This window comes from Alkalihalobacillus pseudalcaliphilus, from assembly GCF_028610675.1.
GTDB lineage: Bacteria > Bacillota > Bacilli > Bacillales > Bacillaceae_D > Alkalihalobacillus > Alkalihalobacillus pseudalcaliphilus.
The window spans coordinates 187,764-197,460 of the sequence record NZ_JAQQWS010000007.1 but is presented as its reverse complement, the minus strand read 5'-3'; the positions used below and the strand labels follow the sequence as shown (position 1 = coordinate 197,460).

Annotated in this window: 12 protein-coding genes and 16 tRNA genes; all 28 read left to right on the top strand. The window is 42.4% G+C overall.

The window, feature by feature from the left end; genetic code table 11:
• The first annotated feature begins 1 nt into the window (after position 1).
• Positions 2–76 (top strand) — tRNA-Asn (locus PQ479_RS15575).
• 7 nt (positions 77–83) lie between these two features.
• Positions 84–177, top strand: a tRNA-Ser gene (locus PQ479_RS15570).
• Positions 178–208: 31 nt separating this feature from the next.
• Positions 209–283, top strand: a tRNA-Glu gene (locus PQ479_RS15565).
• Between the two features lie 75 nt (positions 284–358).
• A tRNA-Val gene (locus PQ479_RS15560) sits at positions 359–434 on the top strand.
• A 161-nt stretch (positions 435–595) separates the two neighbouring features.
• A tRNA-Met gene (locus PQ479_RS15555) sits at positions 596–672 on the top strand.
• Between the two features lie 153 nt (positions 673–825).
• Positions 826–902, top strand: a tRNA-Asp gene (locus PQ479_RS15550).
• A gap of 17 nt (positions 903–919) precedes the next feature.
• Positions 920–995, top strand: a tRNA-Phe gene (locus PQ479_RS15545).
• Between the two features lie 6 nt (positions 996–1,001).
• Positions 1,002–1,074 (top strand) — tRNA-Thr (locus PQ479_RS15540).
• A gap of 66 nt (positions 1,075–1,140) precedes the next feature.
• Positions 1,141–1,225 (top strand) — tRNA-Tyr (locus PQ479_RS15535).
• A 5-nt stretch (positions 1,226–1,230) separates the two neighbouring features.
• Positions 1,231–1,304, top strand: a tRNA-Trp gene (locus tag PQ479_RS15530).
• 21 nt (positions 1,305–1,325) lie between these two features.
• Positions 1,326–1,401, top strand: a tRNA-His gene (locus tag PQ479_RS15525).
• 22 nt (positions 1,402–1,423) lie between these two features.
• Positions 1,424–1,498 (top strand) — tRNA-Gln (locus tag PQ479_RS15520).
• Positions 1,499–1,502: 4 nt separating this feature from the next.
• Positions 1,503–1,577, top strand: a tRNA-Gly gene (locus PQ479_RS15515).
• A gap of 5 nt (positions 1,578–1,582) precedes the next feature.
• Positions 1,583–1,656, top strand: a tRNA-Cys gene (locus tag PQ479_RS15510).
• A 27-nt stretch (positions 1,657–1,683) separates the two neighbouring features.
• A tRNA-Leu gene (locus tag PQ479_RS15505) sits at positions 1,684–1,772 on the top strand.
• A gap of 3 nt (positions 1,773–1,775) precedes the next feature.
• Positions 1,776–1,852, top strand: a tRNA-Arg gene (locus PQ479_RS15500).
• A 304-nt stretch (positions 1,853–2,156) separates the two neighbouring features.
• Positions 2,157–2,462 (top strand): antibiotic biosynthesis monooxygenase family protein, encoded by a 306-nt coding sequence (locus tag PQ479_RS15495; RefSeq protein ID WP_047988269.1) that lies wholly within the window; start codon positions 2,157–2,159, stop codon positions 2,460–2,462.
• The gene (locus tag PQ479_RS15490) at positions 2,459–2,818 is read left to right on the top strand and encodes a globin family protein (RefSeq protein ID WP_047988270.1); all 360 of its coding nucleotides are present in this window, start codon (positions 2,459–2,461) and stop codon (positions 2,816–2,818) included. The genes PQ479_RS15495 and PQ479_RS15490 overlap by 4 nt, the downstream gene beginning before the upstream one ends.
• A 9-nt stretch (positions 2,819–2,827) precedes the next feature.
• On the top strand, positions 2,828–3,502 hold the full coding sequence (locus PQ479_RS15485; RefSeq protein ID WP_047988271.1) for a cobalamin B12-binding domain-containing protein: 675 nt from the start codon (positions 2,828–2,830) through the stop codon (positions 3,500–3,502).
• Positions 3,489–4,250, top strand: coding sequence for an STAS domain-containing protein (locus tag PQ479_RS15480; protein WP_047988272.1), 762 nt, complete (start codon positions 3,489–3,491; stop codon positions 4,248–4,250). Before PQ479_RS15485 ends, PQ479_RS15480 begins: the two co-directional genes overlap by 14 nt.
• Positions 4,251–4,578: 328 nt before the next feature.
• Positions 4,579–5,541 (top strand): tyrosine-type recombinase/integrase, encoded by a 963-nt coding sequence (locus PQ479_RS15475; protein ID WP_337957118.1) that lies wholly within the window; start codon positions 4,579–4,581, stop codon positions 5,539–5,541.
• 74 nt (positions 5,542–5,615) lie between these two features.
• A complete protein-coding gene (locus PQ479_RS15470) occupies positions 5,616–6,356 on the top strand; it encodes a hypothetical protein (protein WP_047988274.1) in 741 nt (246 codons plus the stop codon).
• A gap of 121 nt (positions 6,357–6,477) precedes the next feature.
• Entirely contained in the window at positions 6,478–7,401 is a 924-nt protein-coding gene (locus PQ479_RS15465; protein ID WP_047988275.1) for an HNH endonuclease, read from the top strand.
• Between the two features lie 65 nt (positions 7,402–7,466).
• Positions 7,467–7,724, top strand: a complete 258-nt coding sequence (locus tag PQ479_RS21905; protein WP_420535554.1) for a helix-turn-helix domain-containing protein — start codon at positions 7,467–7,469, stop codon at positions 7,722–7,724.
• Between the two features lie 594 nt (positions 7,725–8,318).
• On the top strand, positions 8,319–8,651 hold the full coding sequence (locus tag PQ479_RS15460) for a hypothetical protein (protein WP_047988277.1): 333 nt from the start codon (positions 8,319–8,321) through the stop codon (positions 8,649–8,651).
• Positions 8,648–8,965 carry a hypothetical protein gene (locus tag PQ479_RS15455; RefSeq protein WP_047988278.1) on the top strand — a complete coding sequence of 106 codons (318 nt, stop codon included), beginning with the start codon at positions 8,648–8,650 and terminating at the stop codon, positions 8,963–8,965. Before PQ479_RS15460 ends, PQ479_RS15455 begins: the two co-directional genes overlap by 4 nt.
• A gap of 65 nt (positions 8,966–9,030) precedes the next feature.
• Positions 9,031–9,360 (top strand): hypothetical protein, encoded by a 330-nt coding sequence (locus tag PQ479_RS15450; RefSeq protein WP_047988279.1) that lies wholly within the window; start codon positions 9,031–9,033, stop codon positions 9,358–9,360.
• Entirely contained in the window at positions 9,360–9,683 is a 324-nt protein-coding gene (locus PQ479_RS15445) for a hypothetical protein (protein WP_053070353.1), read from the top strand. The genes PQ479_RS15450 and PQ479_RS15445 overlap by 1 nt, the downstream gene beginning before the upstream one ends.
• The last annotated feature ends 14 nt before the right edge of the window (positions 9,684–9,697 follow it).

Here is a 9,697-nt window from a genome sequence, read left to right as displayed (position 1 = left end):
TTCCACAGTAGCTCAGTGGTAGAGCTATCGGCTGTTAACCGATCGGTCGTAGGTTCGAGTCCTACCTGTGGAGCCATTTGTTCGGAGAGCTGTCCGAGTTGGCCGAAGGAGCACGATTGGAAATCGTGTAGGCGGTGTAGAACCGTCTCGAGGGTTCGAATCCCTCGCTCTCCGCCAGAGTGTAATTCGGAATTCAATATAAATAAATGGCCCGTTGGTCAAGCGGTTAAGACACCGCCCTTTCACGGCGGTAACACGGGTTCGAATCCCGTACGGGTCACCATATAATTTTTGCTACATACCATAAGAATATTAACAAGGAAAAGTGAGAAATTTGAAGCTTATCCGCAGTTAAAATGGAGGATTAGCTCAGCTGGGAGAGCACCTGCCTTACAAGCAGGGGGTCGGCGGTTCGAACCCGTCATCCTCCACCATTTTAAAATCCGAATACTTTATAACGTCGTCGGGTGGAGCAACGAGCATTACATCAATGAGTAATCTCCAAGTAACATCGACGCATAATCTTCTCTGAAAAGACGAGTAGAGGAAGATGTTATCAACTATGAATAAACATCATCCGAATACTTTATAACGACGCGGGGTGGAGCAGTCTGGTAGCTCGTCGGGCTCATAACCCGAAGGTCGGTGGTTCAAATCCGCCCCCCGCAACCAATAAAATGAACGAATTCTACGTCGAATAAACGTCGTAGCAAGTGAAAATGGTAGTGCCTGTGGTACAACCAATAAAATGAACGACACTACGTTGAATAATATTCGTAACAAGCTAAAACAGTAGTGACTTTGCTTTAGTTATAATTATAAAACGGTCCGGTAGTTCAGTTGGTTAGAATGCCTGCCTGTCACGCAGGAGGTCGCGGGTTCGAGTCCCGTCCGGACCGCCATATATACAATTTAAAATGGCTTGGTAGCTCAGTCGGTAGAGCAATGGACTGAAAATCCATGTGTCGGCGGTTCGATTCCGTCCCAAGCCACCATTTTATGCCGGCCTAGCTCAATTGGTAGAGCAACTGACTTGTAATCAGTAGGTTGGGGGTTCAAGTCCTCTGGCCGGCACTCTTATTTATAATTAAAAGCTATTGATTTTATTAGCCAAATAGTGTATTATAAATAATGTCGTTTGGAGGGGTAGCGAAGTGGCTAAACGCGGCGGACTGTAAATCCGCTCCTTCAGGGTTCGGCGGTTCGAATCCGTCCCCCTCCACCATTTATAGGGGTATAGTTTAAAGGTAGAACGAAGGTCTCCAAAACCTTTGGTGTGGGTTCAATTCCTACTACCCCTGCCAATTTTATTAAAACTTCATATGGCGGTTGTGGTGAAGTGGTTAACACATCGGATTGTGGTTCCGACACTCGTGGGTTCGATTCCCATCAGCCGCCCCATTTTTATTTTTTGTACATATGTTGGGCTATCGCCAAGCGGTAAGGCAACGGATTTTGATTCCGTCATGCGTTGGTTCGAATCCAGCTAGCCCAGCCATATTGCGGAAGTAGTTCAGTGGTAGAACACCACCTTGCCAAGGTGGGGGTCGCGGGTTCGAATCCCGTCTTCCGCTCCAAATAAGGCGGCATAGCCAAGTGGTAAGGCACGGGTCTGCAAAACCTTTATCCCCGGTTCAAATCCGGGTGTCGCCTCCATATTTTATAAATCTGTCAAGCATCTTTGCCGGGGTGGTGGAATTGGCAGACACACAGGACTTAAAATCCTGCGGTAGGTGACTACCGTGCCGGTTCAAGTCCGGCCCTCGGCACCATTTGCGCCCTTAGCTCAGCTGGATAGAGTGTTTGACTACGAATCAAAAGGTCGGGAGTTCGAATCTCTCAGGGCGCGCCATTATAGATCAAATGTAAAGCTAAACGATTACTATATAAGTATCGTTTTTTTTATTGGAAAAACTTCTAACATCAATGCTAAATTGTTAGAGGTTTTTTATGTTGTTAGCTATTTTATGGCAGGTAAATGAATGAGGATTACGAATATTAATATTAGGAAGTTCTATAATGGATATTCCTTTTTTCCATAGAGGAGATATGGTAGGATTAGTAATATTAATATACTAATAGGAAAGCGTGTAATGATATAAAAATAGTGTACTACATAAGTTGTGTGCTTATTAATGTACAAAGGGGCTTAAACCATGTATATCGTGACTTCTGCTGTAGTTGTGCCAAAAGAGAAAACGGAAGAAGTAATAGGAATTTATCAAAATCGTTCAAGACTTGTAGATACAGCTGATGGATTTCTCTCTTTCCATCTATTACAAAATGATAAAAAAACCAATGAATTAACCGTACATATGATGTGGGAGACAAAGCAGCATTACCTAAATTGGGTTAGAAGTGATCAATTTAAACAAATTCATGATTTAGAGAAAAGTTATCCTGATCAAGAATTAGCAGCGATTATACCAAAAGTCACTCAGTATTCAGTGGTGGCAACATGAATACAAACGTAAAAGAAGTCATTGTTAATGAGATAAGAGAAGAAATATATAAGGAATTTCCTTACCTATGGGAAAAGTACGGAGAACATGGTTGGGAAAGAACAAAAGAGGATAATTTTCATCATTTAAAATATTTGGAAACCTCTTTTCAATTACAAGATCATAGCTATTTTGAAGAATACGCACTTTGGCTAAACAACGTATTGACAAGCAGGGGAATGAGCCCAGCTATTATTATTGATAATTTTGAAAGGCTTATTCGTCATTTATCCAAGTATATGACTATAGAAGAAGTACCTGAATATGTATCTTACTTACAAGGTGCAATTGCGATACTCGATAAGATAGATAAGTGAGGTGTTTGGATGGAGCACCAAGTCAAACAGCTAGCTAAGTTATTATTAGATGGCCAAGATCGTGAGGCGAAGGAATTAATTCAACAATATCAAAAAGAAGATTCGATTTTAGCAATATATGAAAAGTTAATTACACCCGCCATGTATTATATTGGTGAGCTTTGGGAGAATAATGAAATCTCAGTTGCTGACGAGCATTTGGCTACTGCTGTATGTGATATGATTTTAACAGAACTTTCACAGGAAAAAACGAAGAATGTAACTATTGATAAAAAAGTTATGTTATTAGGATTAGAAGAAGAACAGCATTATATTGGTTTACGTATGGTGGCAACGGTGTTTAAACATGAGGGATGGGATGTGAGGTACTTAGGACCGAATTTACCATTAAATCATATGTTAAGCTTTATTCGGAAGTGGAAGCCTGAGGTGGTTGGTATTTCTATTGCTTTACCGTACCGTTTACCCAAATTAATTGAGTATATTGAAGCGATCGTACAATTAGAAGATGAGCCAGAGATGCTGATAGGTGGTCGTATGGCTAACAAGGTATTATCATTAGATGCTTCAAAAAGCGATAAGGTCCATGTTGTCATGAGCTTACGACAGCTACAAGATTGGATTGTAACAGGGAATATTAAGTATAGTGAGGAAGGGGAAAAAGACTCTAATGCCACAACTTAAGAAGACACACCTACCTCTCCCTAGTTATACGATTAATAGAGAATATGATATTATCGATTTTTCTCAGGAAGCATACCAACATTTTGGCTATATTGATTCTCTAATACATATTATTGATGAGGGAAGCTTAACTAAAGTAAAGGAATGGTTACAGCCCAATAAAAATAAAGTAACACTAGAAATAAACGTCATTCAAAGTGATGGTGTGTTGTTATTAGCTCTTTTGCATGCAACTTGGCATAGTGAAGAAGAAGCACAAGTCGTACTTATTTTTACAGATAAGCAGCTAGCTACTATTAGTCATCAGCTCATGTCCTTACGTGAGCGCTTAAATCATACAAATATGGAATTGGTCCGAGAAAAAGAAAAACTGCAACATACTCTTGAAGAAAATTATCGACTATCTGCACCATGCATCAAGATGAGTAATCATTTCACGATGATTCCGCTTTATGGGGATTTAACAGCAGAAAAAATGAGGTTTACCCAAGAAAAAGTATTAGAAAACCTTTATTATCAAGATCCTAAAAATGTCTTAATTGACTTTACGGCAATTGGCACTATCTATGTTGACGGCTTACCTGGCTTAGAATTAATGCTACAATCGATATCACTTATGGGGATACGTATTTATTTGGTAGGTGTTAATGAAAAGACAACCAAGGAATTACACAAATTAGATGTTCATAAGTGGCGTGTTGAGTTTATTCAGTCTATGAAAGTGGCCTTACAGAAAGTAACGATATAACAATATGCCTAGCAAATGATTTGTTACTTTCTTAGCCTATATAATTACATAGAATATCATTGACAAGCCCATTCCTAAATGATATTATTATCCTTGTCAGTTCAAGCCATAGACCCTCATTGAGGAGCTATATTTATGCCGATGTGGCGGAATTGGCAGACGCGCACGACTCAAAATGCGTAGTTTGAGCCACGGACATTTAAACGTTGATACAACGCTGATTCACACGAAAAGTGGGTCGGTGTTTTTTGTGTTTCTGAAAATCATCGCACACGATTCGTTAAATTGACGGATTTTGACCGCTGCGCGTACGACAAATATAGCGGAGGTGTTGCGATTGGCACGCAGAAAAAACGAAATAAACAGGGACATGCCTGTACGGAGGGAACGCGTCGAAGCCGAAGATTTTGACGTGAGTATCAGCGTTTTCTTGCGGAATTGTCGCATAAAGAATTTAAGCGAATACACTATGCGGTATTATAAGAACGAGCTAATCGGCACGCTTCGCTTACTAGAAATGCGACGCGTAGATACTCATCCGACAAAAATTACGCCTGCTACGATTAAGGAGGACGTGATACTCGCGATGATGGAGGCGGGCCTAAAAGCGACCACGATTAATACCCGGCTGCGGGCGTTAAGGGCGTTCTTTAATTTCTTAGAGGCGGAAGGAATGATCGACGAGAGTCCGTTCCAAAACATTTCGCTAGTTAAAGCGAAGAAAGAAGTTATCCAAACGTTTACGCGAGAGCAGATTCGGGCACTTTTCGAGCAACCGAATCAGGCGACATTTACGGGAATCCGCGACTATACGATAATGTCGTTAATGCTGGACACCGGCATTCGAGCGAGGGAACTTGTCGATCTTAGTGTCGGCGATATCCGGTGGGAAGATAATACGATATTGGTCGACGGCAAAGGCAATAAGGAGCGGCTAGTCCCGATGCAAACTACGCTTAAACGACAACTACGAAAATACGTAGCCATTCGCGGTACATTGCCCGCAGAATCTCTATTCGTGAATATAGACGACCAAACGCTGTCCAAGCGGCGTATACAGGAGTTTATCGCATTGTACGGAAGGCGCGCGAATATACAAAATGTTCGCTGTAGTCCGCATACTTTTCGCCACACATTCGCAAAAATGTCCGTACAGAATGGAGCCGATGTGTTCGCGTTACAAAAAATACTCGGACATACTTCGCTAGAGATGGTGCGGAATTACGTTAACTTATTTTCCGCGGACGTAGCTGCGAAGCATAAAAAATTCAGCCCGCTCGAAAATCTGTAATTTTGTGGAATACTTCGCCAATTTACGGTATAATCTTCCTATATAACGTGTAGGAGGAAGCGGAGGTTGACGGAATGGCAGCGGGAATAGCGGGATTGGCTGTAATGGTTGCGTTTATCGCAGCTCTAGTTTGGTGGCGTAAGAAATCGAAAGGCGCTCGTAACGTATTCGTAGCGAGTTTCGTGGTATTACTTGCGACGACACCGTTTATTGATTACGACGAACTGGAAGCGGAACGAGTGGCCGCGGAGGAAGAGAAACAAACGGAAGCGGCGGAAAGGCTAGCCGAAAAAGAACGTAAGGAAGCGGAGAAAGCCGAGGCAGAGGCGGCAGCCGCAGCGGAGGAAGATGCGGAACAGGAACGCCTGTCTAATCGAACGGTCGCCGAAGCCCTTGTCGAAGATAATTCGCGCGTACACGACGCCGAACTTAGTGAGCACGGACACCTATCGATAACAATGGATGCGCACGGCTCTTGGAGCGAAAATTCAATCGCCACTAATCACGCGTTTTGGGCGTTAGAAGCGATTCACGAGGCGTATGAACTAGATGACGAAATTGCGGCTGTATACGTTGATATAACGACAAATGTGCTCGATGCGAAAGGTAACGAATCAAACGAATGGGTCGTTAGTTTAGAATATGACCGCGAAGATTATGAAGCATTGAATTACGATAATTTCCGCAACTTGGCGAGCGGTCAAGAGTGGCGGATTTACAACGAGGCTAGTGCGTTTATGATTACGCCGCTTATTTACGATAATATGTCTGATAAGATGCGGGAAAATTTAGAGCGCGGAAAAGTGCGCCAATAACGAAAGTAGCTCCGTCCAAATGGGCGGGGTTATTTTTTTTTGCGGAAAATGTCCCAACATTTGCGATGTGCTTTCGCATTAATAAGTATAGGGACAAAAAATATTAGGGTCGGTGAAGAACATGATCGAGTTAATTGAGAGATATCAAAGTGAATTAGATAAGGGTTATTCAATTAATAAAACCGCCAAAATGTTAGGTATTCATCATCAAGTATTAATTAGGCTGATAAAGAGCAAGAAACTGGAAGTATACAAAGTCATCGAAGATTTAACAAGAGATGTGCCGCAAGAGGTTATCAATTTTGAGTGGTTGTGGTATGAGGATAGGTTGGACGAAATAGCAAGAGATTCTTTGCATCATAATTTCTATATATCTGAGAATTTCAAGTCAAAGGATGACGTGCTTTTGTCTAGGTACTGTGTAAGTTCATATGGAGGGTTACATAATTATTTGAATAAAAAGCACCACAACGTACTATGTCAATCCATCTATAAAACCTGCACTAAATGTAGTAAAAATAAAAATATAGGAGAATTTTCACCTTGTAAGCACGGATATTTAGGGATTTACTTCCATTGTAAAAGTTGCGAGTCTAAAAGAAGAAATTCATATGTCAAAGATAATTACGTAAAAGTCAAAGTATTAGTAACTAAAAAGAGATACGCGAATACTGGATTACCTAACACTTTGAGTGAGAAGGAGTATTTAGTGGCGTTTAAGCATTTTAATAATAAATGTTGTAAATGCGGTACTTCTAAGGAAATATCCTTAGATCACTACATTCCAAGAAATTGGGGACATGGCGGAAACACGATAGAAAATATTATTCCTTTATGCCGATCTTGTAACTCATATAAAAGTACGAAAAATCCTTTGAAGATCTCAGAACTTGATCACGTCATACCTTATTTAGCATCTTTAAATAACCTAAGCGAACAAGAATTTAAATCATATGTAAATTGGTGTAGCGACAATAAACGCCCGATTCATGATATTAAAAGTAAAGTTCCATCGATTGAAGCTTGGAAGGAGTCATTAAATTGAGTGAACAAAAACCGAAAGTCATCGACAGACGCAATCGTAAGTTCGTATGGGTCGACCGCGCCGTAATGGAATACACCGAAACCCTAACGCGACCCACTGATAAACTCGTATACGTCATGCTGTGCATGTACGCGGATAACGAAACTCTCACGTCCTATCCGTCCATTGAGCGATTAGCCGAACTTTGCGGATGTAGTGAACGAATGGTGCGGTATTCCATCTCGCGACTAAAAGAAGCCGAATTAATATCGGTAGAGGCGCGATATGATGGGCGCGGGTATCGGTCAAGCAACGTTTATTATATACTCGACCCGCCTGCCTAGCGGTAAATAGTTCACGCCTAACGGCAAATATTTCATGACTGACCTGCAACATTTACCTAGTAACTATACTAAGGTTTATCTATACTTATTTATCTATACTAAAGTACTTGGCAAAACCATTCGTCACTACGTTCCTCAGCAGTCATTCACTAACGTTCATAACTGCCTATTATTTATCCGCGAAAGAACTTAAATAATAAAAAGATCACGCAGAAAATGAGTTAAGTGAGCCGCCGCCCTCACCGCGCCAATTTAACCGAAGGAGGAACCGCCCGTGAAACGTGACCACCCGATACATTACGTAGTCAACGTCAACAACGAATCCCAGCCGACTCACCAATACGGAGTCGTCACCGCAACTGTCACGCACTTTACCCGCGAAATATACTTACCGCGTATTCTTGTCGACATCGGAGTCGCGTCGTCTATAAGCGAAGTTCGGCGGAACCGCCCGGAATTAGTCAAGGAATTGCCGAAAACGCCTCATTTCCAACGATTTAAGTACGGTAAGCGTCTCGTAGACATATTCGTTTACGCGTAATCAAAACGCCAAATCGCCCGTGTTCACACCGGCAAAAACAAGGAGGAGTCGTTATGCTATCGAAATACCCCGTAACAACTGACCGAGGAGAGTATCGCGTAACTATTAAAAATATCTATTGGTACGATGACGGTGGCGATATTTACAAAGTTGAAATATTTGAGCCGTATATAAAATGGAAACTATTTCGAAGGTTTAGGCTTGTTGCTACGTTGAGGGCGGAGGAAAAGTATCGCAATGACTTCGTAAAGGTCGCCCGACATAGTGTATTAAACTACGAAGAACGACTTATTGAGCGCGAAGAGGAGCAGCGTATTATTAACGAAGCACACGCAGTTTTCCACGAATGGGACGGCGACATGACTACGAAGGAGGTCGCTAAATGACGAAACAACCGCTAATCATCACGCAACGGTACGGAATCAAATCGGACGGCGCCCGCCAATTCTCCGTAGTAGAACGTCGCACCGTCGACCCCACGAAATCGCCGAAATGGGCGGAGCTAATCGCAGCCACGCCCGACCTCGACCCGTCGCCCCGCGAAACTTGGGCGGAAATAGGGTCGTACCACGCAACGATTGCGTCCGCGTTAAAAGCTATCGCCCGCCATACGACCTTAACGTCCGAGGCGGAAACATTGGCGGAACTAATTGCGGAGCTTACCGACCTAGCTGACGCCATTCGAATCGCGGGGAAATAGCGACGTTAAGGGCGGTCGGGACTGTTACTATTCGGACGGAATAAAAACGCAAAGGGGACGGTAATATGACGGAAAAAATTAAGTTGACTCGCGAGCAAGCTGACGCATTGGAAATGTTAATGGAAGTTTACGGACCTGACGAAATTATCGCGGAGCATATCGAAAGATATTGCGGAACAACGTTAAACAAATTAACAACGGCGGAGCTTGCCCGAGCACTTTTCGTAGGATATACGGTTGAGTTAACGGAAGCAGAGAAGCACGAAAAAGTAAAAGAGGCTTACTACGGATATAAACTCGGGACAGCCTACAGCACTCAGGCAGAACATTATATCCGCGGAATAAGCGACACGCTCGACATTCTCGAAATTAAAATCGAAGGGGTGAACGCATAATGTCAACGGGAACAGTAACGATTACACGAGAACAAGCGGCGGCAATCGACAACATTTTAGAGTTCGGGGACGTTGAGGACATCGTTAGGGAGCACGCAGAAGAGGGTGACGGTTGGGAAAGTGCATGGACGCCTATTAACGGAATGCCTCTCGATACTTTAATACGTGCGTTGTACGTGGGCTATAAAATCGAACTAACTGAGCGGGAGAAGCACGATAAAATTCGAGATTTATACCAAACCTCGTACTACGGTAATCATCGTTTCTATATTAAGGAAGTATTATCAATACTCGATATTGAAGTCGAAGGAGTGAATGTATAATGCTTACTAAAGGC

What these genes read in the sequence shown, in the direction of transcription:
- PQ479_RS15495 (WP_047988269.1), top strand. Translation starts at nt 2,157, where the DNA reads ATGTATATCGTGACTTCTGCTGTAGTTGTGCCAAAAGAGAAAACGGAA.
- PQ479_RS15490 (WP_047988270.1), top strand. Translation starts at nt 2,459, where the DNA reads ATGAATACAAACGTAAAAGAAGTCATTGTTAATGAGATAAGAGAAGAA.
- PQ479_RS15485 (WP_047988271.1), top strand. Translation starts at nt 2,828, where the DNA reads ATGGAGCACCAAGTCAAACAGCTAGCTAAGTTATTATTAGATGGCCAA.
- PQ479_RS15480 (WP_047988272.1), top strand. Translation starts at nt 3,489, where the DNA reads ATGCCACAACTTAAGAAGACACACCTACCTCTCCCTAGTTATACGATT.
- PQ479_RS15470 (WP_047988274.1), top strand. Translation starts at nt 5,616, where the DNA reads ATGGCAGCGGGAATAGCGGGATTGGCTGTAATGGTTGCGTTTATCGCA.
- PQ479_RS15465 (WP_047988275.1), top strand. Translation starts at nt 6,478, where the DNA reads ATGATCGAGTTAATTGAGAGATATCAAAGTGAATTAGATAAGGGTTAT.
- PQ479_RS21905 (WP_420535554.1), top strand. Translation starts at nt 7,467, where the DNA reads ATGGAATACACCGAAACCCTAACGCGACCCACTGATAAACTCGTATAC.
- PQ479_RS15460 (WP_047988277.1), top strand. Translation starts at nt 8,319, where the DNA reads ATGCTATCGAAATACCCCGTAACAACTGACCGAGGAGAGTATCGCGTA.
- PQ479_RS15455 (WP_047988278.1), top strand. Translation starts at nt 8,648, where the DNA reads ATGACGAAACAACCGCTAATCATCACGCAACGGTACGGAATCAAATCG.
- PQ479_RS15450 (WP_047988279.1), top strand. Translation starts at nt 9,031, where the DNA reads ATGACGGAAAAAATTAAGTTGACTCGCGAGCAAGCTGACGCATTGGAA.
- PQ479_RS15445 (WP_053070353.1), top strand. Translation starts at nt 9,360, where the DNA reads ATGTCAACGGGAACAGTAACGATTACACGAGAACAAGCGGCGGCAATC.